The following is a 24,644-nucleotide window of genomic DNA, read 5'->3' on the forward strand; positions in this document are numbered from 1 at the left end:
GCCTATTGAGGAGATAGAAATGCGCTACATCCCCCATACCGATGACGATGTCCGGCAGATGCTGGCAACTATCGGTGTCGACAGCGTCACCGACCTGTTTGTCGAGGTTCCGGAGGCCGTCCGCCTGGACCGGCCTCTCGAACTGCCAGAGCCGATGTCAGAAAGCCAGGTCCTGGCCGAAATGAAACGGCTGGCGGCCCAGAACGCCACCACCGAAACCCACACCATCTTTCTCGGTGGCGGCGCCTACAATCATTTCATCCCGACGGTGATTGACCAGCTGATCTCCCGCAGCGAATTTTATACCGCCTACACCCCCTATCAGCCGGAAATCAGCCAGGGGACCCTGCAGGCCATCTACGAATACCAGACCCTGATCTGTCAACTCACCGGCATGGATGTCAGCAATGCCTCCATGTACGACGGTGCTTCGGCCTGCGCCGAAGCGGTGCTGATGGCGGCCCGCGCCACCCGGCGGAAAAAGATGCTGCTGGCCGCCAGCCTGCATCCGGAATACCGGGAAACCGTCGCCACTTACTGCCGCCATCTTGATATCGAACTGCTCGACCTCCCCTATCTGCCAAGTGGCAGAATCGACCAGGCAGCCCTCGCGACCCTGCTCGATACCGAAACGGCAGCGGTGGTCGCCGGCTACCCAAACTTCTTCGGCGTCATCGAAGAACTGGCCCCGCTGGCCGCTGCCGCCCACCAGGTCGGCGCCCTGCTGGTAACAGCTGTCGCCGAACCGGTGGCACTGGGCCAAATCAAGTCACCCGGAGAACTGGGCGCCGACATCGTCGTTGGTGAAGGCCAGAGCTTCGGCATGCCGGTTTCCTACGGCGGCCCCGGGGTCGGCTTCTTCGCCGCCCGCCAGAAGACTGTCCGTTCCATGCCCGGTCGACTGGTCGGCGCCACCCGGGACAAAGACGGCAGGACCGGCTATGTGTTGACCCTGGCAACCCGTGAGCAGCACATCCGCCGCGAAAAAGCAACGTCCAACATCTGCTCCAATCAGGGGTTGTGTGTGCTGATGGCAACCATCTATCTCTCCCTGCTCGGTCGGCGGGGGCTGCGCGAGGTGGCGGCCCAGAACCTGGCCAAGGCCGAGTACGCCAAGCAGGCGATCGGCGCCCTGCCCGGTTTCAGCATCCCCTTCAGCGGCCCGACCTTCAATGAGTTCGTTGTCGAGGTGCCCGGCGATATCGATGTCCTGCTGCTGAAATTGGAGCAGCAGCAGATCCTGGCGGGACTGCCGTTGAAACGTTATGACGCGACAATGGAACAACGTCTGCTGATCTGCGTCACCGAGCAGAACAGCAGAGAACAGATCGATATCTTGGTCGAAGCATTGAAAGGAGCTGCGGCATGAGTCAGACAGAAACGGTAACCCGGCTCAACAACTGCCCGCCACCGACAGAAGCTGAACGGGCCACCATCAACCGCATCGGCACGGGCGGCCTGGCGCTGCGCGAAAAATTGATCTTCGAACACAGCGTTGCCGGGCGACAAGGCTACAGCCTGCCGGCCCTCGATGTCCCGGCGGTGGAACTGCCCGAGGCCTTGAATCGAGAAGACATCGTCGGCTTTCCCGAAGTCTCCGAGGTGGATGTGGTGCGCCACTTCACCCGTCTGTCCACCTGGAACTACGGGCTGGACAGCGGCTTTTACCCCCTCGGCAGCTGCACCATGAAATACAACCCCAAGGTCAATGAAGCCGCGGCACGGTTGCCGGGAATGAGCGGATGCCATCCCCATACCCCTGAGCACCTCAGCCAGGGGGCCCTGGGCCTGATGTTTGAGCTGCAGCAGGCGCTGGCTGAAATCTCCGGATTCGACGCCGTGACCTTGCAGCCGGCCGCCGGAGCCCATGGCGAGCTGGCCGGAGTGCAGATGATCCGTGCCTGGCATCAGGCGCAGGGCCGGTCGCGGAAAAAGATCCTGATTCCCGACACTGCCCATGGCACCAACCCGGCGACAGCGGCGCTCTGCGGCTACCAGGTGGTGCCCATCGCTTCCGGGGAATCGGGCATTTTGAGTGCGGCCACGGTGGCCGAGTACATGGATGATGATGTCGCCGCGCTGATGGTGACCAATCCCAACACCCTGGGGTTGTTCGAATCGAATATCCGCACCATCTGCGACATCGTCCACCAGGGGGGAGGGCTGGTCTATTGCGATGGCGCCAATCTCAACGCCCTGATGGGAATCGCCCGTCCCGGTGACCTGGGAATGGATGTCATGCATTTCAACCTGCACAAGACCTTCTCCACCCCGCATGGTGGCGGCGGTCCCGGTGCCGGACCGGTCGGGGTGACTGAAAAGCTGATCCCCTTCCTGCCGAAACCGCTGGTGGTAAGTGATGCGGGACAGTATCGCCTCAACTTCGATCGGCCACAGTCCATCGGCCGGATGCGTTCCTTCTACGGCAACTTCGGTATCATGCTGCGCGCCTGGGCCTATATCCTGACCATGGGCGGCGCCGGTTTGAAACACGCGAGCGAGATGGCGGTACTGAACGCCAACTACATCCGCGCCCGGCTCGAGGATACCTACCATCTGCCCTATCCCAACCGCTCTCTGCACGAGGTGGTGTTTTCCGATAAACAACTCGCCGGCGACTGCCATACCCTTGACCTGGCCAAACGTCTGATCGATTACGGCTACCATCCACCAACCATCTACTTCCCGCTGGTGGTTCACGGCGCGATCATGATCGAGCCGACCGAAACTGAAAGCAAGGAGGTCCTGGATGAATTCTGTGATGCCATGCTGGCCATCGCCCGCGAGGCGGACAGCCATCCCGAACTGCTGCTGCAGGCACCGGGTCTGACCGCGGTGGGTCGGCTCGACGAAACAGCGGCGGCACGCAAGCCGCAACTCTGCTACAAACCGGCCGAATAATTTCAAGTCCCGATATTTTTCGTCCCGGCGCCGTCGCAACCGCCGCCGGGACCCTCAGATACGATGGAGATTGAGCTATGTCACGCAACAAACTATCTATCCTTGATCCGGCTATCGCCACCAGCATAAGTCGAGAAACCGAACGCCAGGAATATGGTCTCGAATTCATCGCCTCAGAAAATTTTGTCAGCGAAGCGGTGATGGAAGCCCAGGGTTCGGTCATGACCAACAAATATGCCGAGGGTTATCCGGGCAAGCGTTACTACGGCGGCTGCGAGGTGGTTGATGTCGCCGAGCAGCTGGCCATCGACCGGGCCCGGGAACTGTTCGGCGCCGAGCACGTCAACGTCCAACCCCATTCCGGGTCTCAGGCCAACATGGCCGTCTACCTGACGGTCTGCCAACCGGGAGACACGGTCCTGGGCATGAACCTCTCCCACGGCGGACACCTGACCCACGGTTCCCCGGTCAACTTCTCCGGCAAGCTGTTCAATATCGTCCCCTACGGCATCAGCGAGGAGACCGGTATCATCGACTATGAAGAGGTCGCAGCGTTGGCCAGGAAACACCGGCCCAAACTGATCGTGGCCGGTTACAGCGCCTATCCGCGCAGTCTCGATTTTGCCGCCTTCAGACGCATTGCCGATGAGGTCGATGCCCTGCTGATGGTCGACATGGCCCATTTTGCCGGATTGGTGGCAGGTGGTCAGCATCCCAGCCCGGTCCCCCACGCCCATTTTGTCACCACCACCACCCACAAAACCCTGCGCGGTCCGCGCGGCGGGATGATCCTCTGCACCGAGGAGTGGGGCAAAAAAATCAACAGCACCATCTTCCCCGGCATCCAGGGCGGCCCGCTGATGCACGTTATCGCCGCCAAGGCGGTGGCCTTCAAGGAGGCCCTGGCGCCGGAGTTCAAGGAGTACGCCGCGCAGGTGGTGAGCAATGCCCGGACCCTGGCCACCGAACTGGTTCAGCATGGCTTCAAGCTGGTCTCCGGCGGCACCGACAACCATCTGATCCTGGTCGATTTCTGCGGCAGCGAGATCACCGGAAAAATGGCCGAAAAGGCCCTGGAAGAAGCCGGCATCACGGTCAACAAGAACTCGGTCCCCTACGACACCCGCTCTCCCTTCGTCACCAGCGGCATCCGTATCGGCACCCCGGCGGCCACCACCCGCGGCCTCAAGGAAGAACAGATGGTCAAGGTGGCGGCCTGGATCAAGCGCGCCATCGACAATATCGAGCATCAGGACGAACTGGCCCGCATCCGGGCCGAGGTCAAGGAACTGTGCCTGGAGTTCCCCCTCTACCCAGACCGTCTGCAGTCATGATCACCCCCGAGCTCCCGGCCCGGAGGATGCCCCCGGGCCGGGGCGTTACAACTGCAATCCGGCAGCAGAAGGTTTCCCGATGGAATCGATAAGAGAACTGTTCCGCATCGGCACCGGTCCATCCAGCAGCCATACCATGGGCCCCTGCAAGGCAGCCGAAAGGTTTCTTCAACAGCAGCCGAATGCCGCCCGCTACCAGGTCACGCTGTTCGGCAGCCTAGCCGCCACCGGCAAAGGCCACCTGACCGATAAAATCCTCGAAAAAACATTCGGTTCGCGGGATTTGACCCTGATCTGGAAGCCAGAAGAAGAGTTGCCGCTGCATCCCAATGCCCTGCGCTTCGAGGCCCTGTCCGCGGCTGGCGAAATCCAGGGCAACTGGGAAGTCTACAGTGTCGGCGGCGGAGCTCTCCAGGAACCGGGGGGCTCCGACCCCAGTCACGCTATCAATTACCTGCCCACCATGGACCTGATTCTGGAACACTGCGCCAACAGTGGAGAGTCGTTCTGGGAATATGTTGAAGGTTGCGAAGGACAGGAGATATGGTCCTTTTTCGAACAGGTCTGGCAGGCCATGAGCGCCTCCCTCGAGCGGGGCCTGCATGCTGAAGGCGTGCTTCCCGGAGGACTGGGGCTGGCCCGCAAGGCCCACCCGTTCTTCCGTAAAGCCTCCCTCTATGGTCCCGAATTCAAACAGAGCGGCCTGCTCTGCGCCTATGCCCACGCCGTATCGGAAGAAAACGCGGCGGGCGGCGTCATCGTAACCGCACCGACCTGCGGCGCGTCGGGAGTCCTGCCGGCGGTACTCCGACACCTCGACGAGATCCTCAATTGCGGCCCCGAAAATCTGTTGCGCGCCCTGGCCACCGCCGGTCTGATCGGCAACCTGGTCAAGCACAACGCCTCCATCTCCGGCGCCGAGGTCGGCTGTCAGGGTGAGGTTGGAACCGCCTGCGCGATGGCGGCAGCGGCAGCCACCCAACTCTATGGCGGCACCATCCGCCAGATTGAGTATGCCGCCGAAATGGGCCTTGAACACCATCTCGGACTGACCTGCGATCCGGTCAAGGGGTTGGTTCAAATCCCCTGCATTGAACGCAATGCCCACGCCGCGGCCCGGGCACTGAGCTGCTGTCACTTTGCCCTGCTCTCGGACGGGGTGCATAAAATCAGCTTCACCGAAATCGTTGCCGTGATGAAAGAGACCGGCCAGGCCCTGCCGTCGCTCTACCGCGAGACCTCGAATGGCGGCATCGCCCAGGCCTACCACCAGCGCACCCAATCGGCCGCCAAGCGAAATCGACCCAATTGATGAAGGAGAATTATCCCGATGCGGGCTGTCAATAGAAAAAAACCGGACTGGCTGCGGGTGAAGCTTCCCGCCGGCCGGCAGTTTCGCAGTGTTCGCCAGGCTCTGGCGCGGCAATCGCTGCACACCGTCTGCGAGGAAGCCAACTGCCCCAACAAAACCGAATGCTGGAGTACCGGGACCGCCACCTTCATGATTCTCGGCGATACCTGTACCCGCGGCTGTGCCTTCTGCGCTGTCAAGCGCGGCAATCCAGAAGGCCGTTTTGACCCTGATGAGGCACAACGCGTGGCTGATGCCGCCAGTGCGATGGGACTCGAATATGTCGTCATCACCTCGGTGACCCGCGACGACCTCCCCGACGGCGGGGCGGAGCTGTTCGCCGCAACTATCCGTCGCATCAAACAGCTGAACCCCACTCCCGGCGTGGAAGTCCTGATACCTGACTACCTAGGTGATGCCCTCGACACGATCATCGCCGCCAGACCCGACGTCATCGCCCACAATATCGAGGTGGTTGAACGACTCTCGGGAGAGTATCGCCATCCAGGCTTCGACTTCGACCGTTCCCTCGAGGTCCTGGCCAGAGTCAACAGGGATGGGGACAGGATACTCACCAAATCCTCGCTCATGCTGGGGCTCGGTGAGACCGACAAAGAAATCGAAATGGCGATGCAAAAACTGATCGATGTCGGAGTGCGAATCCTGGTCATGGGTCAGTACCTGAGTCCGACCCGGAAACATGTTCCGGTCCTCGAATACATCCGGCCGGAAAAATTCGACCAATGGGCTGAACGGGGCCGGGAGATGGGATTCGATTTCGTTGCCGCCGGGCCGCTGGTGCGCACCTCCTATCGGGCCGCAGAGGCGTTCGTCGAACAAAACAAAAACCAAACCCCTTAACAACACAGGCGAGACCTCACCGTAAAGGCGCAAAGAACGCAAAGCAAACCAACTCTTTCAACAGGGATGAAGGGGATGCACAGGACAGGTCAAGGTTTTGTATTTGGATTAAGGCCCCCTCCCCTTCATCCCCGTTGGCCTGCTTTTGCGGTTTTCTCAGCGGCCTTTGCATCTTGAGGGAGCGAAGCGAGCGGGCGGTGAATGTCCGGTTGTCTTGTCATCGTGTTATCATGAGCCGCCAAACCGCCTGACCGGGAGGAGATTAAAGATGGATGCCATCGACTGTCTGGCGAAAAAAGTCCCTTTTTTATGGCTCAACGATCACCTTGAGAAAACCGGCCCGGCACTGTCCGGGATATCCCTGGGCCTGCCGGACATGCGCGACGCCCAGGCACGGTTGTGCCGCTTTGCCCCTCTCATCATGGAACTGTTCCCCGACGAGACCGGAACCTCGGGAGGCCTGATCGAGTCGGAACTGGTCCGTGCTCCCCGACTGGGCGACTATCTCCTCCAGGGAGCAGGCCCGGTTTTGATCAAAAAAGACCACGATTTACCTGTCGCCGGATCGGTCAAGGCGCGGGGCGGAATCTATGAAGTCCTCTGTCTGGCCGAGCAGTTGGCTGAAAAAAACGGCCACCTCAACCCCGGTGACAATTACACCCGATTGTTGGAAGATGAGGTCAAAGAGCTGTTCTCCCACTATACGATTTCGGTGGGCAGTACCGGCAACCTGGGATTGAGCATCGGCATCATGGGGGCGGCGCTGGGATTCAAGGTGGATATCCACATGTCCCACGAAGCCAGACAATGGAAGAAGGAACGACTGCGGAAAAGAGGGGTGAATGTCGTCGAGCACCAGGCGGACTACAGCTCCGCCGTTGCCGCGGGGCGAGCAGACGCTGCGAACGACCCTTTCAATTTCTTTGTCGACGATGAAAACTCCATCCAGCTCTTTCTCGGTTACAGCGTGGCGGCCTTCCGCCTGAAAGTCCAGCTGGACAACCTCGGAATTGAGGTAAGTGAAAAACGACCGCTGTTTGTCTACCTGCCGTGCGGCATCGGCGGCGCACCGGGGGGCATAACCTTCGGGCTGAAACAGCTCTTCGGCGATGCCGTCCACTGTTTTTTTGCCGAACCCACTGAGGCACCCTGCATGACCCTGGGACTGGTGACCGGGAAACATGCGGATATAAGCGTTTACGATATCGGCCTCGAAGTCAGAACCAACGCCGACGGCCTGGCCGTCGCCCGTCCTTCCGGTTTTGTCGGCAAATTGATAGCACCGCTCTTAAGCGGCGCCCTGACAATCAACGATCATGACATGCTGAAATATGTCTATGCTGCCCATCAGCTTGAAGGGATGAGCATCGAGCCCTCGGCAGCTGCTGGCTTTGCCGGGCCGAAGTTGACGCTTGGGCATGACTTTTCGCGACACTTTGAAGACATCACCCATATTCTCTGGACGACGGGCGGCAGATACGTTCCGGAAGAAGAGCATCGACATGTTCTGGAAAAAGGAAAGATCCTTTTTGCCGCTGAACATAACAACTGAAGATTCTTGTTTTCGGGGCTAAACAAAATCCTGAACGTCCTGAATATCCCAGTTACGTTTTTGCGGTTTTCTTTGCGGCCCTTGCGGTAACGCCCGAAGCTGATGCTCCGGCAAGCGCAATCATTACTGCGACCGACCGGATTTCTGAATGGCGGCGATATACCTCCGCGCCGCCTCAATATCGTTCGGGTCCTCGGCCACGTCAAGGGCGCCGAGAAAATAATGATAGGCGCTGGTCATGCAGCGCGGCTTGTTCATCAGGGCGCGCCCGGCACCGAGATAGGCTCTGGACAGGCGCGAATCGTTGCCGCGGTCGGCGATGAAACGCCGGAACACCGACAGGGCCTCGTCATGGGCCCCGCCGGCGAGCAGAAAATCACCGATCGCCAGCACCTGGTCACCATCGACCTGCCGCCGCTGCTCACGGGTCTCCAGCGACAGGTAACGGGAAACGGCGCGCTCCGGACGCCCCTCGGCCAGCAGCCGGCGAATCTCTTCGGCCGGGGTTTCAGGCTGTTCACTCTTAACGGTGGGCTCGGGTCGGGCCTCACGCAGCCGCCGACCCTTCCAGGCCGGCAGCAGCCGGTCAATCCCCCAGGCCAGGGCCAGACCGCCGACAAAGCCACCGATATGCGCCCCGTGAGCGACCCCGCCACCACCCGCGCCGGCGAACAGGAACGGCAGCAGGTTGTCAACCAGCAGGTAGAAACCGAGTACCAGCCGGGCCGGAATTTCAACCACCTGGACAATGATGATGAAGAAAATGAAGACCTTGACCTTGTTGCGCGGAAACCAGATGAAGTAGAGTCCGAGCACCCCGGAGATGGCACCCGAGGCGCCGATCATCGGCACCTGGGAGCCCGGCTCGAAAAAAGCGAAGAACAGGGTTGCCGCCACCCCGGTGGCAAGGTAGGCGAGCAGAAAGCGAACCGGACCGAGGCGGTGTTCGACATTGTCGCCGAAAATCCAGAGGAAGAGCATGTTGCCGAGCAGGTGCATCCAGCCGGCATGCAGAAACATGGCGCTGAACATGCTCAGCAGCGAAGGCGCCGCCGGCCGGTAACCGAAGCGGAACACGGTCAGATCATAAGCCGAAACCTGCTGCAGAATCGCTTCGACCGGGATGCTGCCGCGGGCGCCGATGCTGTGCAGGTAATCGAGCAGCAGCGGATCGTTGAGATCGACCCGCGAGCCCGACAACGGCAGGGTGACCAGCAGAAAAACCGCCACGTTCAGGCCGATCAGCAGCCAGGTGGCATAGGGGGTACTGCGTGGATTGGGAGTATCGCCGATGGGCAGGAACATGGGAACAGTTCAGGAATCAGGAGTCCGGGGTCAACATCCAGGGGGACGGGCACCGCAGGAGCCAGTCCCCATCGTCTCACGTCTCACGGATAACCAAGCTTACCACAGCTTCCCCGCGGGCTCTTGCTATTTCTTCCCGGCGTCGCTATGCTCCGCAATAGAACCTGTCACAAGGAGCAACAGCATGTCTACCATCAACCTGCAGGGCGACCCGAATCCCTGGCGGATCGGCAAGATCATCTGCCTCGGCCGCAACTATGTCGACCACATCCGGGAACTGAACAACGCCATCCCCGACCGCGCCGTTATCTTCACCAAGCCGGCAACCAGCATCATCGGCAATGGTGAACAGATCCGCATCCCCGGCTACGCGAAGGACTGCCACCACGAGGCTGAACTGACGGTGCTGATCGGCCGTCGGACCCGCGCCGTCCCCGCGGCCGAAGCCATGGCGGTGGTGGCCGGCTACGGGGTCGCCATCGACCTGACCCTGCGCGACGTACAGAGCGAGCTGAAAAGCAAGGGGCTCCCCTGGGATATTGCCAAGGGCTTCGATACCGCCTGCCCGCTGTCGGATTTCATCCCCGCCGACCGGGTTGACGATCCCCACAAGCTGCGGATCAGGCTCCGGGTCAACGACGAGTTGCGCCAGGACGGCAACACCGAACAGATGATGCGCCGGATTCCCCAGATCATCGAGGAGATATCGGCCATTTTCACCCTCGAACCGGGGGATCTGATCCTGACCGGAACCCCGGCCGGTGTCGGCCCGGTAAAAAGCGGCGACCGGGTGACCGTCGAAATCGAACAGGTCGGCCGCCTGGAAGTCAGCGTGGCATGAAGGAGAGCTTCGCCCTGATCGGACCGGGCCGGGTCGGCCAGGCCGTAGCCCGGCTGCTGGTAGAAGCCGGCTATCCGTTGCTCGCCCTGGTCAGCCGGGATGAAACCCGGGCTCGGCAGGCGGCACGTTTTGCCGGCTGTCCGCAAGCCGCCAGCACCGACCTGCAACGGGCAACCGCCGCCCGGCTGATCATGCTGGCGGTCCCGGACGATCAGCTGCGGCCGCTGGCGGCCCGGCTGCACCGGCTCGGCCTGCAACCAGGCACCCTGTTGATCCACTTCAGCGGTTTTCACCCGGCGGATATCCTGCTCACCGATGCCGAACAGCAGTTGCAGGCCTTGGCGATCCACCCCCTGCAGACTTTCGCCGACGCGGTGATGGGCACCCACAACCTGCCCGGCAGTCCCTGCTCCGTCGAAGGCAGCCCGGAGGCGCTGAGCCGGGGCGAAGAACTGGTCGAGGCGCTGGGCGGTATCCCCTTCCGCCTGCGCGGCGAACAGAAGGCCCTCTACCACGCCGCGGCCTGCGTCCTTTCCAACAACCTGGTCGCCAACACCCGGGCCGCCTGTGAAATATTCGCCGCCTGCGGCTTCGAACGGGAGCAGGCCTTCGAACTGCTCAAACCGCTGCTGAGCGGGACCCTGCGCAGCCTGACCACCCTCGGCCCCGACCTGGCCCTGACCGGTCCCCTCTCACGCGGCGACATCCAGACCGTAACCGCCCATCTCGACGCCCTCGCCAAGTTGCCCGACGACCTGCAGCAGATCTACCGCGTTCTGGGCCGCAAGGCGGTGCAGATCGGCCTGGAACGGGGCAGCCTGGATAAAAAAACAGCCGGAATGTTATCCCGACTGCTCGCACCCCCCGACTGAAAGCTGTCAACGGAAAACTGACGTCCGACTCGCCCTATGAATTTCCCCGACCTGCATCCTTGGGATCTCACCTACAGCGCTGCTATCGCCCTGCAGAAGGATCTGGCCACAAGGGTCGAGCTGCGCAACCGGCTGCGCCGGCCGCTGAGTCACGTCGCCGGCGTTGATGTCTCCTACCGCAAACATGGCGACCAGTTCTTCGCCGCGGTGGTGGTGCTCAGCTTTCCGCACCTGGAACCGATCGAGGTGGCGGACTTCAGCGCCCGGGTGAACTTCCCCTATATCCCCGGCCTGCTCTCCTTTCGTGAACTGCCGGTGCTGCTGCAGGCCTTCCGCCGCCTGCGGACGGTACCCGACCTGGTGCTGGTCGACGGCCAGGGGATCGCCCACCCGCGCCGCTTCGGCCTGGCCTCGCATCTCGGCCTGTGGCTCGACCTGCCGACCATCGGCTGCGCCAAGAGCCGTCTGACCAGCATGGCACAGATGCCGGAAGAGGACAAGGGCGCGACCAGCCCTCTGACTGACAAGGGAGAGCTGATCGGCACGCTGCTGCGCAGCCGGGCGCGGGTCAAACCGCTCTACATCTCGCCGGGGCACCGGCTCGACATCCCCACCGCGGCACGCCTGACCCTGGACTGTACCGGCCGCTACCGGATGCCGGAACCGACCCGCCTGGCGCACCTGGAAACCAACCGGCTGCGCAGAGAAGCGGAAGCCGCCCGGGTCTGAACCGCAAAAGGGGACAGTCCCCTTCACATCTCACATCTCACATCTCACATCTCACATCTCACATCTCACATCTCACATCCATCCTCAACTCACCACGTTCTGTGGTTTGCCAGCCAGGAAGGCTTCGATATTGGCCGTCAGGGTGTCGAACAACCGCTGCCGCGAGGCCCTGGTCGCCCAGGCGATATGCGGCGTGACGAAACAGTTCTGCGCTGCCAGCAGCCGGTTGCCGTGTTCGGGCGGTTCCAGAGTCAGCACATCAAGCCCGGCCCCGGCCAGCCGCTTTTCCTTCAGCGCGTCCGCCAGCGCCTCCTCGTCGATCACCCCGCCGCGGCTGGTGTTGATCAGGTAGGCGCCGCGTTTCATCAGCGCCAGGCGCTCGGCGTTGATCAATCGGCTCGTTTCTTCCGTCAGGGGGCAGTGCAGAGAGACCACGTCACTGGTTTTCAGCAGCTCCTCAAGCACGACAAAATGCACCCGCGCATAATCGAGATTTCCGTGATAACGGTCCGGGTTGCGGGTAAAGACCTGAACCTTCATGCCGAAGGCGGCGGCGATGCGCGCCACCCGCTGGCCGATCTGGCCGAACCCGACCAGACCGAAGGTCAATCCGGCCAACTCCACCTGCGGCCGATCCCAGAAGCAGAAGTCCGGGGCATCGGTCCAGTGCCCCCAGGAGGTCAGGTGGTTGTGATGGCCGACCTGCTGGGTCAACTCCAGCAGCAGGGCGAAGGTCATCTGCGCCACCGAAGCGGTCGAATAGGCCGGCACGTTGGTCACCGTCACGCCGTGTTCGCGGGCCGCCTCGAGATCGATGATATTGTAGCCGGTGGCGGTCACGCCGACATACCTGAGGTTCGGCAGAGCGGCGAAACGCGCCCGGTCGAACGTGACCTTGTTGGTCAGCACGATCTCGGCATCGCCGATCCGGGACAGCACCTCCGCTTCGGCACTGCGATCATAAACGCTGAGGTCCCCGAGCTGTTCAAGGGGTTCCCAGCTGAGGTCACCGGGATTGGCGGTATAAGCATCGAGGTAGACAATTTTCATAATAGTCGTCCGATTGTTGAAATTGAAATGACCCTGAATCCGGTTATTCTAGAGTAATCCGGGTTCAGGTTCAACCATGGCCACCTCATGAACACCAATAAAAACAACGCCGGGTTATGGATTTCTTTTGTTTATCATTGTCCAATGTTATGTCATTAATAGATTTCATCTTTACAGCTTGATCTATTGGTTGCCATCAGGAGGGACAACATGAATCCTTTTATCCTGAACTTCACTCCAACCGGCATGGTCCCCCGCCGTCACGACACCCCCCACGTCCCGATCAGTCCCGAGGAGATTGCCGACCAGGTTGCCCAGGCGGTTGAAGTCGGCATCACCATGGTTCACCTGCATGCCCGGGACCCCGACGGCACCCCGAGCCATGACCGTGATCTCTACGCCGAGATCATCCGCCGCATCCGTTCCTTCGCCCCCGAACTGGTCATCTGCGTCTCCCTCAGCGGCCGCCTGCGCCCCGATTTCGAATCCCGTTCCGCCCCCCTCGACCTGAGTGGCGAAGCCAAGCCGGACATGGGTTCACTGACCCTCTCGTCACTGAACTTCAGCCGCCAGGCGAGCATGAACGCGCCGGAGATGGTCCAGGGTCTGGCGCGAAAAATGTTCGCCAAGGGGATCCTTCCGGAACTGGAGGCTTTCGACGGCGGCATGATCAACTATGCCGATTATCTGCTGAACAAAAAACTGCTGCAGCCACCCTGCTATTTCAACCTGCTGCTCGGCAATCCGGCCAACGCCCAGGCCGACCCGCTCAGCCTCGGCGCCATGCTGGCCCAGCTCCCCCGGGACAGCGTCTGGGCCGCCGCCGGCATCGGCCGCAGCCAGACCCGGGCCGTCATGATGGGACTGGCGGCCGGCGGCGGGGTACGCATCGGCCTGGAGGACAACCTGCATTACGATGACGCGCGGAAGAAGCTGGCGACCAACCTCGAACTGGTGAAGCGCGTCCACCGCCTGGCCGCGGAACTGGAACGCCCGCTCATGTCCCCGGCCGAATGCCGGCAGCGCCTCAACCTGCTGCCCGGAAACGGCCGCTACGGCAGGACGCCGGCATGAAACCCCATGTCATGTTCGGCGTTCACCCCCTGTTCGGGGACTATGTCGACGCCATCCACACCAACGGCGGCTACCTGGCCCGCGTCATTCAGAATGTCGAGGAACCGCAGCGGCCGCAGGGAGAACGTTTTGCCGACGGCCTCGCGCGCTACCATACCTGGCTGAAAGCGAACGGACACACCACCGCGGTCAGGGTCGAGCGGCTCGACCGCTACCGGCCCGACCTGGCCGAAACGCCGCTGCTCGGGTTCCGCGGTCTGAAGGTTCTGCCGCTGGTCAACCGCCTGCGGGAGGAGTTCGGTCTCCACTTTCCGCCGCTGATCCACCCCGCGGCTGCAGTTTCACCGATGGCCGTTGTCGAAGAAGGCGTCTTCATCGGCGCAGGCGTCGTCATCGCCCCGCATGCCCGTATCGGGGCCTTCAGTCTCGTCAACCGGGGCGCGACCATCGGCCATGACGCCGTTGTCGAAGAGGGCGTGGTGGTCGGTCCGTCGTGCAGTACCGGCTCCGCAGTCCGGCTCCGCGCCGGGGCGGTACTCGGCATCGGCTGCACGGTGATCGAACGCCTGGAAATCGGGGAGGGCTCCTACGTCGCCGCCGGCGCGGTGGTGCTGCACGACGTTGCACCGAACAGGCTGGTGGCCGGCATCCCGGCCCGGGAGAAAAAGGTCCTCGGGAACACCGGCGGAGAGTCGACATGACAATCCCCCGCTGGTCGCTCATCCCCTACCAGCCGGCCCTGCAGCCGGTCTGGGATGAAGCGGTCAGTGCCGCCTGCAACGGTCATTTCATCTTCCGGCGCGACTACCTGGACTACCATGCCGACCGTTTCCGGGATGCCTCCTTCATCCTCCGCCGCAGCCGGAAGGTTGTCGCCCTGCTGCCGGCGCACCGGCGGGACGACAGCCTGGTTTCCCACGGCGGCCTGAGTTTCGGCGGCTGGCTGCAAGTTCCCGGCTGCCGCTTCCAGGATATCGAGGCCGGTTTCAACCTGCTCGCCGACACGATGGCGGAACAAAAGCTGCGACGGCTGAGCTACACCCCCATCCCCCACCCCTACCACAATGCGCCCTGCGAGCAGGACGGCTACCTGCTGCAGCGCCTCGGGGCACGCCTCGACGGCTCCCGGCTGGCGGCCTTCGCTGCCAATCCGGCCGACATCAAACGCCCCCATGAAATCAGGCGGCAGATGAAACGGGGAGCCGAAAACCTGCCGCTTGATTTTTTCGAGACCGACGATCTGCCGACCTTCTGGCAGCATCTTCAGGCTTTTCTGCGCCTGCGGCACGAGGCGGAGCCGGTTCACAGCCTCGAAGAAATCACCCTGCTGAAGCGGCGCTTCCCGGCACAGATCCGTTTCCTGGTCGGCCGGCACCGGCAGCGCTGGGCGGTCGGCAACGTGGTCTTCCTCCACCCGCGGGTGATCCGCTTTCAATACGGATTCCGCAGTCTCGACGATGCACGCCACCAGACCGTTTTCCGACTCTGGGACTGGGCCGTCTGCCAACCGGAGATGAAACGCCCGTGGATGGATCTCGGCACCTCCATGAACCCGGAAACCGGGGAGCTTGAAGCAGCCCTGCATTTCAATAAAGAAACCTTCGGCGCCCGCGGCATTCCCCTCAACCACTGGCGATGGGAGCCCTGACCATGCAATCGACACCTGACCGGCCGAGCTGGCTGGAACTGCCGGAGATTGAAAGTCCCTGGGGCACTCTCTGCTACGCCCAGAACGACGATTCGCTGCCTTTTACTCTGGCCCGGACCTATTTCGTCCGCGACATCCCGGCCGCCGCGGCACGCGGTGGGCACAGTCACCGCCGCAACCGGGAAGTCGTCTTCTGTATCCACGGCGCCTGCACCCTGTGGCTCTATGACCGCGAGGGACGGGAACTGCGTTTTCGGCTCGAACAACCGAGGCGGGGCGCCTACGTTCCGCCCGGCTGGTGGGTCGAACTCGGAGACTACAGCGAAGCCGCCATGACCCTGGTGATGGCCTCGCAAAATTATGATGAGGCGGACTATATCCGCGATCCCGAGGAGTTTTTCCATGCCGCGCCCTACCCGGATCCCGTTTATCGACCTCGGCCCTGAGATCGCCGCCATCCGGCCGCAGATCGAGGCGGCCATCGGCCGGGTGCTGGACAGTGGTCGACTGATTCTCGGTCCCGAACTGGAGGCCTTTGAAGCGGAATTCGCCGCCTGGCACGGGGCCCCGGTGGCAGTCGGCGTTTCCAGCGGCCTGGCGGCGCTGACGCTGATGCTGCAGGCCTTCGACATCGGTCCCGGCGACGAGGTGCTGGTGCCGGCCAACACCTATATCGCCACCTGGCTGGCGGTCAGCCGGGTCGGTGCGACACCGGTTCCGGTCGAACCCGACCCCCTGACCCGCAACATCGACCCGGACCGGCTGCAGGCGGCCCTCAGCGACAGAACCAGGGCCCTGCTGGCGGTCCACCTCTACGGCAGCCCGTGCGACATGGACGCCTTGAATGATGTCTGCCATCAGCACGAACTGCATCTTCTCATCGATGCCGCCCAGTCCTGCGGTGCCGCCTGGGACGGCAGCAAACCCGCCTGCCTCGGTGACGCCGCCGCGTTCAGCTTCTATCCCACCAAGAACCTCGGCTCGCTGGGAGAAGCGGGCGCCGTTATCTGCTTCGACCGGGACCGGGCGGAGCAGATCCGCCTGTTGCGCAACTACGGCATGCGGGATCATTACCGGCATCGATTCAAGGGGGAAAACGCCCGACTGGAAGAACTGCACGCGGCGGTGCTGCGCATCAAGCTGGACCGGCTCGATGCCGCCAACGAACGACGCCGAAACCTGGCGGCACGCTACCTGACCCATTTTGCCGACTGCGGGACCATTGTCTGCCAGCAGATCCCGCCGCGCGCGACCCCGGTCTGGCACCTGTTCACCCTCTGCCTTCCCGACCGCGACCGGGTCGCCCGGCAGTTGGCCGAACGGGGCATCGGCAGCGCCGTCCACTACCCCGTCCCCCCCCACCGTTCCGGCGCCTACGCGGACGATGCCGGCGGCTGGCCGGAGCTGCCGGAGACCGACCGCCTGGCCCGCAGCCTGCTGAGCCTGCCGCTCTACCCCGCCCTGACGGAAGCGGAGATCGATGAAATCGCAGCGGAAACCCTCACCGCCGTGGAGAATCTATGAGCCTTTTCCTTGAGCAGGCCCGCCAGGCGATCAACAACAACCGCCCTGGCGCGGCCCTTGAGCAACTGCAGCAGATGTTCGTGGAGATGCACAACCTGCCCGAGCTGCCCTTCTTTTCCGCGGGGCATCCGCAAGCCGATCAACTGCTCACGACGATCGCCCGCATGCTTCTGTCCGACTGCAAACCTGGGCCCGCGTCCCCCCCTCCGACAGGTCCGGCAGGCATCATCGCGACCCGGCTGTCCATCTATGGCGGCTGTACGACGTTGGTCGGAGACCTTGTCAACGCGTTGCCGGACAAGCCGCAACTGTGGCTGACAGAAGACGCACCGGAAAAAAACGCCCTGGCGCGAACCGGTCTACATTCCGCCCAGGTCGTCAAAGGAAAAGACTTTCCGGAAACAGCGGCGGAATTGATCCGGCAACTCGCCGCGGCTGAGCCCCAAACCCTTTTTCTGCTCCACGAACCGCAGGATGTCATAGCCGTGGTGGCGGCTGTCGCTTTAATGGAACGGGGAACCCGGGTCGTCCTGATCCATCACTGTGATCAGTTCCCCTCTGTCGGCATCTTTGTCGAGGGGATCAGGATTGTTGATCTGACACCGAGGGCCGCAGCCTTTTCCAGATACATCCTGGGCCTTGACAACGCCTGGCTGCCCCTCACCTGCCCTGACCCCGGCCCCTCGCGTAAACAGTTCAGGGGTTCCGGAACCCTGCGAACGGCCATGACCGGGCACACGGGAAAATTCAGCAGCATGAGCAATCCGGGCTATCCGGAGCTGGTTGCGACCATCCTGGCGAAAACAGGCGGGCAGCATGTGCATATCGGCCCGATAAAAAGCCCGCTGCTGCGACAGATCAGGAAAACATTGCAGACCCGCAATCTTCAGCCCTCAAGCTTCATCCAGATCGAGTCAGTTCCCAACCTGGCCGCGGCACTCGAAGAGCAGCACATTGATCTCGTTTTCAATACCTACCCCTTCGGCGGCGCCAGAGCCTCCGTCGAAACCATGGCCTCAGGGACGCCCATGGCATGGCATTCGCCCTGGGAGGAATTCGATCTCACGAGAACCCAGATGAAATATCCCGGCGCACCTGTCTGGCGCACCCTGGCCGATATTGACAAACTTTTATCCGGGGTGAATACGGCGTGGTTTACCGGCCAGGCCAAATCGGCCCGTGAACATTACCTGGAATTCCACCACCCGCGGCACTGGAGGAAGGCCTTCACGCAGGCGGATGTCGCCGGGTTCCAGGTGCCGCCCGCTTACTCCCGGCAGTCTGTGGTCCAGTCGATTCTTGACAATGCCCTGGCACGAAGAGATTTCACGAATATCCGCTGGCGCCGGCGGGAACGATTGATCATGAGCGCCCGCCGTCGCAAGGCCATTCTCAACCAATCCCTGTGAGCATTCAGGGACCGACCGGTTCATCGAGAACCGGACCATAAGCACAAAACCCCGGGCAGCAGATCTGCCCGGGGTTCTTTTTTCAGGACGGCAGCAAGCCGCCGAATCAGGATTCCAGCAGCACCCCCTGTGCCGCCGCCAGCCGGGCGATCGGCACCCGGTAGGGGGAACAGGAGACATAGTCGAGGCCGATATTGTGGCAGAAGATGACGCTGGAAGGCTCGCCGCCATGCTCGCCGCAGATGCCGAGCTTGATATCCGGCCGGGCCTGGCGGCCTTTTTCGCAGCCCATTTTCACCAGCTGGCCGACCCCCTCCTGGTCAAGCGCGACAAAGGGGTCGGTGGCATAGATCTCCTGCTCGATGTAGAAGGGCAGGAAGCGTCCCGAGTCATCACGCGACAGGCCGTAGGTGGTCTGGGTCAGGTCGTTGGTGCCGAAGGAAAAGAAATCCGCTTCCCCGGCGATCACGTCGGCGGTCAGGGCCGCCCGCGGCAGCTCGATCATGGTGCCGATCAGGTACTCGACCTCGACCCCGTACTCGGCGATCACCGCGTCGGCAACCCGCACCGCGTTGGCGCGCAGGATGGCCAGTTCCTTCACTTCGCCGACCAGCGGAATCATGATCTCGGGAACGATCGAGAAACCTTCATTTTTGATCAGTTCGCAGGCCGCCTCCATGATCGCCCGCACCTGCATATCGTAGATCTCGGGAAAGGTCACCGCCAACCGGCAGCCACGGTGGCCGAGCATCGGGTTGAACTCATGCAGGGACTCCACCTTGGTCTTCAGGGTGGCAGCGGACACCCGCATCTCGGCCGCCAGTTCATCAATCTCGGCGTCGGTCTGCGGCAAAAACTCGTGCAGCGGCGGGTCGAGCAGGCGAATGGTGACCGGCAGGCCTTTCATCTCCCGGAACAGGCCGATGAAATCCCCCTTCTGCATCGGCATGATCTTCTCCAGCGCCCGCTGCCGACCGTCAAGATCGGCGGCAAGGATCATCTCGCGTACCGCCATGATCCGCTCAGCCTCGAAGAACATGTGCTCGGTCCGGCAGAGGCCGATCCCCTCGGCACCGAAGGCGCGCGCCACCCGGGCGTCATGGGGCGTGTCGGCGTTGGTGCGCACCCGCAGGCGGCGGGTGTTGTCGACCCATTCCATCAGCTGCGAGAAATCCCCGGTCAGCTCCGGGTCAACGGTCGGCACCTTGCCCTTCATCACCTCGCCGGTGGAGCCGTCGAGGGTGATCAGCTCGCCCTTTTTCAGGGTCAGGCCGCTGAGCGTGGTCAGGGTCTCGGCCCGGTAGTCGACCTTGATGTCGCCGCAACCGGAGACACAGCACTTGCCCATGCCGCGCGCCACCACCGCGGCGTGCGAGGTCATGCCGCCGCGGGCGGTGAGGATCCCCTGGGCGGCGTTCATGCCGTGGATATCCTCGGGGCTGGTCTCGACCCGTACCAGGATCACCTTGTGCCCGCCCTTCGCCGCCTCCTCGGCTTCGTCGGCGGTGAAGACGATCTCACCGCAGGCGGCCCCGGGAGAGGCCGGCAACCCTTTGGCGATCACCTCGCGCGGCGCGGCCGGATCGAGGGTCGGGTGCAGCAGCTGATCGAGCTGTTCCGGCTCGACCCGCATAATCGCTTCCTGCTGGCTGATCAGCCCTTCGTTGACCATGTCGACGGCGATCTTGACCGCCGCCCTGGCCGTCCGCTTGCCGCTGCGGGTCTGCAGCATGTAGAGCTTGTGTTTTTCGATAGTGAACTCGATATCCTGCATGTCGCGGTAGTGGGATTCGAGGATATTCTTGATCTTCACCAGCTGCGCGTAGCATTCCGGCAGCACCTCTTCCATCGACGGCAGCTCGCTGTCGCCGCCGTCCCTGTTGATCGGCTGCGGGGTGCGGATACCGGCCACCACGTCCTCGCCCTGGGCGTTGACCAGGAACTCGCCGTAGAAGATCTTCTCGCCGGTGGAGGGATCGCGGGTGAAGGCGACGCCGGTGGCGCAGTCATCCCCCATGTTGCCGAACACCATCGACTGCACGGTGACCGCGGTTCCCCACTCGGCGGGGATATTGTTCAGCCGCCGGTAGGTGATCGCCCGCGGGTTCATCCAGCTGCCAAAGACCGCGCCGATGGCGCCCCAGAGCTGATCCTGCGGATCAAGCGGGAAGTCATGTCCCAACTCCTCCTTGACCCGGTTCTTGAAGCGGGCCACCAGCTCCCGCAGGTCGGCGGCAGTCAGGTCGGTGTCCTGGGCGACGCCGCGCTGCTCCTTCATCTGCTCGAGCAGATGTTCGAGGATGTCACCGTCCATGCCGAGGACGACGTTGCTGTACATCTGGATGAAACGCCGGTAGGAATCATAGGCGAAGCGCTCGTCGCCGCTCTGGGCGATGATCCCCTTGACGGTTTCGTCGTTGAGACCGAGGTTGAGGACGGTATCCATCATCCCCGGCATCGAGGCACGGGCCCCGGAACGAACCGAGACCAGCAGCGGGTTGGACGGGTCACCGAACTTCTTGCCCATCAGCTCCTCGACCTTGACGAGGTTGCGGGCCACTTCCTCACGCAATCCGGCAGGATAGGCGCGGTCGTTCTTGTAGAATTCGGTGCAGACCTCGGTCGTGAGGGTGAAACCGGCCGGCACCGGCAGCCCGATACTGGTCATTTCCGCCAGGTTGGCTCCCTTGCCGCCGAGCAGGTTGCGCATGTCACCGCGACCTTCAGCTTCCCCGTTGCCGAAGAAATAGACGTACTTCGTACTCATGACAACTCCTCCAGAAGTTACGGGGCAAAGCCCCAGGTTGAGAAATTTCCCCAAACAAACTAGATGCCTGCATGACAGACAGACAAAATCAGAAAAATTCTTTTGGCCGCCAAGGCGCCAAGGACACCAAGCAAAACAAAGACTTTATTAACGCAGAGGCGGAGAGACAGAGAGGGAACCTTCAGGGCTCAAGGTTTAAAACCGATTCCGGATTTTTCTCTCCGGTTCCGTGACTCTGTGTCTCTCCGTTAAAATCGATTTTGACTTTCTTGGTGCTCTTGGTGCCTTGGCGGCTCATGATTATGCCCCTAAAGGCAAACGCCCGAATCAGGAGATTCGGGCGAAGTCGGCAATTCCGGCAAACAGTTCAGCAACCATGGTCAGCAGGGCGAGGCGATTGGTCTTGACCGCCGCGTTCTCGGCCATAACCATGACGCCGTCGAAGAAGGCGTCGACCGCCGGTCGCAACCCGGCGATAGTCTGCAGGGCGGCCGCGTAATCCCCATTCGCGACCTGCTCCGCCACCCGCTGCGCCGCCAGTTGCTGCGCCGCCAGCAGATCTCCCTCGCATTGCGATTCGAACAGGGCCGGGTCGACAGCCGCCTCGGTCCCGCCCTTGATGATATTGACCACCCGCTTGAAGGCAACCGCCAGCGGCTCGAAATCCGCCTGTCCCTTGAGGGCGGCAAGCGCCTCGATCCGCGCCCAGGCATCGAGCGGATCATCGAAACCGGCGGCCAGCACCGCGTCAACCACGTCGGCCGGAACCTCTCCCTGCATATTCTGGAAGCGGCCGCGGAAGAACGCCAGCACGTCATTCACGACCTCGTCCGCAGGACGGGTCAGTTTCTCGCCGAGCAGCCCGACACCCCGGCCGATCAGCTCGGCGAGGGACAGGCGGTAACCCCGGTCCTGCAGAATGTTGAGCACCCCAATGGCGCTGCGCCGCAGGGCATAGGGGTCGGCGCTGCCGGTCGGAATCAGGCCGACGCCGAAACAGCCGCAGATGGTGTCGATCTTGTCGGCGATGGAGACAAAGGCGCCGACAGAGTCCGTGGGCAGATCGCCGCCCGCCTCGATCGGCAGGTAATGCTCGTAGATGGCCGTCGCGACCCGCTCATCCTCCCCCTCAAGCCGGGCATATTCGCAACCCATGACTCCCTGCAGTTCGGGGAACTCGTAGACCATGCCGGTCTCGAGATCGCACTTGGCCAGCAGCGCGGCGCGCTCGGTCTGCGCCACCGCCTCCGGCTCGAACTGCTCGGCGAGGCCTCTGGCGAGGGCGGTAAACCGCATCACCTTCTCGTAACTGGTGCCGAGCTTCTGCTGGTAGACCACCTTCTTCAGTGCTTCGAGGCGGGTTTCCAGCTTGACCTTCTGATCCTCGGTCCAGAAGAACATGGCATCCGAGAGCCGCGCGCGCAGCACCCGCTCATTTCCCCGGGCGACCACCGAGAGATCCTCGGCGCGGGTGTTGGAAACGGTGATGAAATTCGGCAGCAGCCTGCCGTCAGCATCGCTGACGGTGAAGTAACGCTGGTGCTCGCGCATGCTGGTCACCAGCAGTTCTCGCGGCAGCTGCAGGTAGTCCGCTTCGAAGCCGCCGGCCACCGGGGTCGGATCCTCGACCAGGTAGGTGATCTCGTCAAGCAGTTTCTCATCGAGATTGACCACACCGCCGATCGCCTCGGCGGCCTGCTTAACGCCGTCGGCAATCAGCGCCCGGCGTTTCTCCGGGTCGGCGATGACGAACCGCTTTTCCAGTTCGGCCAGCCACTGCTCGCAGCCGCTGACGGTGAAACTCTCCGGGGCCATGAAACGGTGACCGCGCGACTGATCGCCGCTGGTCAGATTGCCGAAACCAAAAGGCACCACCCGGCCGTCGTAGAGGGCGACGATCCAGTGGACCGGGCGGGCGAAACGGACGTCGAGATCCTTCCAGCGCATCGACTTGCGAAACGGCAGGCCGGTCACCGTGCGTTCGAGAATCTCCGGCAGCAGGTCGCAGGTCGGTTTGCCCTCGATCACCTTGTCGATGGCGACGTAGGCGCCCTTGTCGGTCTCGATGGTGCCGAGATCAGAGACATCGACCCCGTTGCTGCGGGCGAAGCCGAGCGCGGCCCTGGTCGGCTTGCCGTCGGCATCGAAGGCGACCTTCAGCGAAGGACCGGTCAGTTTCAGCTCCTGGCGCGGGGTTTCGGCGGCCAGGTCGGCAACGGCGATGGCGATGCGCCGCGGCGTGGCAAAGGTGCGGATGGCACCACAGGCCAGCCCGGCGGCAGCGAACTCCTTACGTAACAGCCGTTCAAGATCACGCCGGGCGGGGTTCAGAAATCCGGCCGGGATCTCTTCGGTACCGATTTCAAGAAAAAGTTCAGAGGACATGTATGAAAACTCCGGGAGTCAGGAGTCAGGAACCAGGAGCTGAAACCGGAAGACCGGCAGCTTGAGCCCTGGATGCCGACCAACTTATTTTTTCAGCAGGGGATAACCCATCTTTTCACGCTGCTTGACGTAGCACTCGGCGCAGGCCCGGGAGAGGTTGCGCACCCGGCCGATGTAGTGGGCGCGCTCGGTCACCGAGATCGCCCCGCGGGCGTCGAGCAGGTTGAAGGCATGCGACGACTTGAGGACGAAGTCGTAGGCCGGGAAGACCAGCTCCGCCTCGGCCAGCCGCAGGCACTCCTTTTCGTACATGTCGAACAGCGTGAAGAGCATCGCCGTATCGGCCTGCTCGAAATTGTAGTGGGAGAACTCCACCTCGGTCTGGTGGTGGACATCACCGTATTTCAGGCCGCCGCCCCAGTCGAGGTCGTAGACGTTGTCGACCCCCTGCAGGTACATGGCGATCCGCTCGATACCGTAGGTGATTTCACCCGAAACCGGCTTCAGGTCGATGCCGCCGACCTGCTGGAAGTAGGTGAACTGGGTGATCTCCATGCCGTCCAGCCAGACCTCCCAGCCGAGCCCCCAGGCGCCGAGGGTCGGCGACTCCCAGTCATCCTCGACAAAGCGGATGTCATGCTGGGCCGGGTTGAGGCCGAAGCTTTTGAGCGAATTGAGGTAGAGCTCCTGGATATCCTCCGGGGCCGGCTTGAGAATCACCTGGAACTGGTAGTAGTGCTGCAGCCGGTTCGGGTTTTCGCCGTAACGACCGTCGGTCGGCCGTCGGGACGGCTCGACATAGGCGACCTTCCACGGTTCGGGGCCCAGGGAACGCAAAAAGGTCGCCGGATGAAAGGTTCCGGCGCCCTTTTCCATATCATAGGGCTGCTGGATGATGCAGCCCTGTTCCGCCCAGTAGTTCTGCAGGGCGAGGATCAGATTCTGAAAGGTCACGACTCCTCCAAGTGCTGCCGGCAGCGGGACCGCCGGATAGTATACTGTATACAGTTTTTCAAGGGGGCATCATTCTAACCCGCGCCC

At 62.4% G+C, this 24,644-nt stretch carries 20 protein-coding genes; 15 read left to right on the forward strand and 5 right to left on the reverse strand.

The window, feature by feature from the left end:
• The first annotated feature begins 19 nt into the window (after positions 1-19).
• The 6 genes from gcvPA to B5V00_RS14075 all read left to right on the forward strand — a co-directional run bounded on the left by gcvPA (position 20) and on the right by B5V00_RS14075 (position 7,999).
• Positions 20-1,369, forward strand: a complete 1,350-nt coding sequence (gene gcvPA / locus B5V00_RS14050) for an aminomethyl-transferring glycine dehydrogenase subunit GcvPA (RefSeq protein WP_085011450.1) — start codon at positions 20-22, stop codon at positions 1,367-1,369.
• Positions 1,366-2,901 carry an aminomethyl-transferring glycine dehydrogenase subunit GcvPB gene (gcvPB, locus tag B5V00_RS14055; RefSeq protein WP_085011451.1) on the forward strand — a complete coding sequence of 512 codons (1,536 nt, stop codon included), beginning with the start codon at positions 1,366-1,368 and terminating at the stop codon, positions 2,899-2,901. Before gcvPA ends, gcvPB begins: the two co-directional genes overlap by 4 nt.
• Positions 2,902-2,978: 77 nt before the next feature.
• On the forward strand, positions 2,979-4,235 hold the full coding sequence (gene glyA / locus B5V00_RS14060; protein ID WP_085011452.1) for a serine hydroxymethyltransferase: 1,257 nt from the start codon (positions 2,979-2,981) through the stop codon (positions 4,233-4,235).
• Positions 4,236-4,314: 79 nt separating this feature from the next.
• Positions 4,315-5,547 (forward strand): L-serine ammonia-lyase, iron-sulfur-dependent, subunit alpha, encoded by a 1,233-nt coding sequence (locus B5V00_RS14065; RefSeq protein ID WP_085011453.1) that lies wholly within the window; start codon positions 4,315-4,317, stop codon positions 5,545-5,547.
• An 18-nt stretch (positions 5,548-5,565) separates the two neighbouring features.
• Positions 5,566-6,447 carry a lipoyl synthase gene (gene lipA, locus B5V00_RS14070; RefSeq protein WP_085011454.1) on the forward strand — a complete coding sequence of 294 codons (882 nt, stop codon included), beginning with the start codon at positions 5,566-5,568 and terminating at the stop codon, positions 6,445-6,447.
• 268 nt (positions 6,448-6,715) lie between these two features.
• A complete protein-coding gene (locus B5V00_RS14075) occupies positions 6,716-7,999 on the forward strand; it encodes a D-serine ammonia-lyase (RefSeq protein ID WP_085011455.1) in 1,284 nt (427 codons plus the stop codon).
• Positions 8,000-8,122: 123 nt separating this feature from the next.
• Here B5V00_RS14075 and B5V00_RS14080 read toward each other — a convergent pair whose 3' ends face one another.
• Positions 8,123-9,304 (reverse strand): rhomboid family intramembrane serine protease, encoded by a 1,182-nt coding sequence (locus tag B5V00_RS14080; protein WP_085011456.1) that lies wholly within the window; start codon positions 9,302-9,304, stop codon positions 8,123-8,125.
• A 184-nt stretch (positions 9,305-9,488) separates the two neighbouring features.
• On the opposite strand from B5V00_RS14080, the gene B5V00_RS14085 reads away from it, so the two are divergent.
• Genes B5V00_RS14085 through nfi form a run of 3 tightly spaced genes read left to right on the forward strand, consistent with a single transcriptional unit; the run spans position 9,489 to position 11,746 of the window.
• Positions 9,489-10,145: a fumarylacetoacetate hydrolase family protein gene (locus B5V00_RS14085; protein WP_085011457.1), complete on the forward strand. Its 657-nt coding sequence runs from the start codon at positions 9,489-9,491 to the stop codon at positions 10,143-10,145.
• The gene (locus B5V00_RS14090; RefSeq protein WP_085011458.1) at positions 10,142-11,017 is read left to right on the forward strand and encodes a Rossmann-like and DUF2520 domain-containing protein; all 876 of its coding nucleotides are present in this window, start codon (positions 10,142-10,144) and stop codon (positions 11,015-11,017) included. Before B5V00_RS14085 ends, B5V00_RS14090 begins: the two co-directional genes overlap by 4 nt.
• A gap of 36 nt (positions 11,018-11,053) precedes the next feature.
• Entirely contained in the window at positions 11,054-11,746 is a 693-nt protein-coding gene (gene nfi / locus B5V00_RS14095; RefSeq protein WP_085011459.1) for a deoxyribonuclease V, read from the forward strand.
• 84 nt (positions 11,747-11,830) lie between these two features.
• On the opposite strand, the gene B5V00_RS14100 is transcribed toward nfi, so the two are convergent.
• A complete protein-coding gene (locus B5V00_RS14100) occupies positions 11,831-12,796 on the reverse strand; it encodes a D-2-hydroxyacid dehydrogenase (protein WP_085011460.1) in 966 nt (321 codons plus the stop codon).
• Positions 12,797-13,006: 210 nt separating this feature from the next.
• Between B5V00_RS14100 and B5V00_RS14105 the strand changes: the two genes are divergently transcribed.
• Genes B5V00_RS14105 through B5V00_RS14130 form a run of 6 tightly spaced genes read left to right on the forward strand, consistent with a single transcriptional unit; the run spans position 13,007 to position 18,451 of the window.
• Entirely contained in the window at positions 13,007-13,870 is an 864-nt protein-coding gene (locus tag B5V00_RS14105; RefSeq protein ID WP_085011461.1) for a beta-keto acid cleavage family enzyme, read from the forward strand.
• Complete coding sequence (locus B5V00_RS14110) at positions 13,867-14,571, forward strand: LbetaH domain-containing protein (protein WP_172399765.1); 705 nt, start codon at positions 13,867-13,869, stop codon at positions 14,569-14,571. The genes B5V00_RS14105 and B5V00_RS14110 overlap by 4 nt, the downstream gene beginning before the upstream one ends.
• Positions 14,568-15,518: a GNAT family N-acetyltransferase gene (locus B5V00_RS14115; protein WP_085011463.1), complete on the forward strand. Its 951-nt coding sequence runs from the start codon at positions 14,568-14,570 to the stop codon at positions 15,516-15,518. Before B5V00_RS14110 ends, B5V00_RS14115 begins: the two co-directional genes overlap by 4 nt.
• Before the next feature lie 2 nt (positions 15,519-15,520).
• Positions 15,521-15,964: a sugar 3,4-ketoisomerase gene (locus B5V00_RS14120; protein WP_172399766.1), complete on the forward strand. Its 444-nt coding sequence runs from the start codon at positions 15,521-15,523 to the stop codon at positions 15,962-15,964.
• Complete coding sequence (locus B5V00_RS14125) at positions 15,921-17,042, forward strand: DegT/DnrJ/EryC1/StrS family aminotransferase (RefSeq protein ID WP_085011465.1); 1,122 nt, start codon at positions 15,921-15,923, stop codon at positions 17,040-17,042. The genes B5V00_RS14120 and B5V00_RS14125 overlap by 44 nt, the downstream gene beginning before the upstream one ends.
• Positions 17,039-18,451 (forward strand): hypothetical protein, encoded by a 1,413-nt coding sequence (locus tag B5V00_RS14130; protein WP_085011466.1) that lies wholly within the window; start codon positions 17,039-17,041, stop codon positions 18,449-18,451. Before B5V00_RS14125 ends, B5V00_RS14130 begins: the two co-directional genes overlap by 4 nt.
• Positions 18,452-18,557: 106 nt before the next feature.
• On the opposite strand, the gene ppdK is transcribed toward B5V00_RS14130, so the two are convergent.
• The 3 genes from ppdK to glyQ form a co-directional block, all read right to left on the reverse strand.
• The gene (ppdK, locus tag B5V00_RS14135) at positions 18,558-21,218 is read right to left on the reverse strand and encodes a pyruvate, phosphate dikinase (RefSeq protein WP_085011467.1); all 2,661 of its coding nucleotides are present in this window, start codon (positions 21,216-21,218) and stop codon (positions 18,558-18,560) included.
• Between the two features lie 327 nt (positions 21,219-21,545).
• On the reverse strand, positions 21,546-23,603 hold the full coding sequence (gene glyS, locus B5V00_RS14140; protein WP_085011468.1) for a glycine--tRNA ligase subunit beta: 2,058 nt from the start codon (positions 23,601-23,603) through the stop codon (positions 21,546-21,548).
• Between the two features lie 84 nt (positions 23,604-23,687).
• Entirely contained in the window at positions 23,688-24,557 is an 870-nt protein-coding gene (gene glyQ / locus B5V00_RS14145; protein WP_085011469.1) for a glycine--tRNA ligase subunit alpha, read from the reverse strand.
• Positions 24,558-24,644 lie beyond the last annotated feature (87 nt).

Origin of the sequence: Geothermobacter hydrogeniphilus (assembly GCF_002093115.1) — a bacterium.
GTDB lineage: Bacteria > Desulfobacterota > Desulfuromonadia > Desulfuromonadales > Geothermobacteraceae > Geothermobacter_A > Geothermobacter_A hydrogeniphilus.

Excerpts from the sequence above, each read along its gene's own strand:
- gcvPA (WP_085011450.1), top strand. The coding sequence starts at position 20 with ATGCGCTACATCCCCCATACCGATGACGATGTCCGGCAGATGCTGGCA.
- gcvPB (WP_085011451.1), top strand. The coding sequence starts at position 1,366 with ATGAGTCAGACAGAAACGGTAACCCGGCTCAACAACTGCCCGCCACCG.
- glyA (WP_085011452.1), top strand. The coding sequence starts at position 2,979 with ATGTCACGCAACAAACTATCTATCCTTGATCCGGCTATCGCCACCAGC.
- B5V00_RS14065 (WP_085011453.1), top strand. The coding sequence starts at position 4,315 with ATGGAATCGATAAGAGAACTGTTCCGCATCGGCACCGGTCCATCCAGC.
- lipA (WP_085011454.1), top strand. The coding sequence starts at position 5,566 with ATGCGGGCTGTCAATAGAAAAAAACCGGACTGGCTGCGGGTGAAGCTT.
- B5V00_RS14075 (WP_085011455.1), top strand. The coding sequence starts at position 6,716 with ATGGATGCCATCGACTGTCTGGCGAAAAAAGTCCCTTTTTTATGGCTC.
- B5V00_RS14080 (WP_085011456.1), bottom strand. The coding sequence starts at position 9,304 with ATGTTCCTGCCCATCGGCGATACTCCCAATCCACGCAGTACCCCCTAT.
- B5V00_RS14085 (WP_085011457.1), top strand. The coding sequence starts at position 9,489 with ATGTCTACCATCAACCTGCAGGGCGACCCGAATCCCTGGCGGATCGGC.
- B5V00_RS14090 (WP_085011458.1), top strand. The coding sequence starts at position 10,142 with ATGAAGGAGAGCTTCGCCCTGATCGGACCGGGCCGGGTCGGCCAGGCC.
- nfi (WP_085011459.1), top strand. The coding sequence starts at position 11,054 with ATGAATTTCCCCGACCTGCATCCTTGGGATCTCACCTACAGCGCTGCT.
- B5V00_RS14100 (WP_085011460.1), bottom strand. The coding sequence starts at position 12,796 with ATGAAAATTGTCTACCTCGATGCTTATACCGCCAATCCCGGTGACCTC.
- B5V00_RS14105 (WP_085011461.1), top strand. The coding sequence starts at position 13,007 with ATGAATCCTTTTATCCTGAACTTCACTCCAACCGGCATGGTCCCCCGC.
- B5V00_RS14110 (WP_172399765.1), top strand. The coding sequence starts at position 13,867 with ATGAAACCCCATGTCATGTTCGGCGTTCACCCCCTGTTCGGGGACTAT.
- B5V00_RS14115 (WP_085011463.1), top strand. The coding sequence starts at position 14,568 with ATGACAATCCCCCGCTGGTCGCTCATCCCCTACCAGCCGGCCCTGCAG.
- B5V00_RS14120 (WP_172399766.1), top strand. The coding sequence starts at position 15,521 with ATGCAATCGACACCTGACCGGCCGAGCTGGCTGGAACTGCCGGAGATT.
- B5V00_RS14125 (WP_085011465.1), top strand. The coding sequence starts at position 15,921 with ATGCCGCGCCCTACCCGGATCCCGTTTATCGACCTCGGCCCTGAGATC.
- B5V00_RS14130 (WP_085011466.1), top strand. The coding sequence starts at position 17,039 with ATGAGCCTTTTCCTTGAGCAGGCCCGCCAGGCGATCAACAACAACCGC.
- ppdK (WP_085011467.1), bottom strand. The coding sequence starts at position 21,218 with ATGAGTACGAAGTACGTCTATTTCTTCGGCAACGGGGAAGCTGAAGGT.
- glyS (WP_085011468.1), bottom strand. The coding sequence starts at position 23,603 with ATGTCCTCTGAACTTTTTCTTGAAATCGGTACCGAAGAGATCCCGGCC.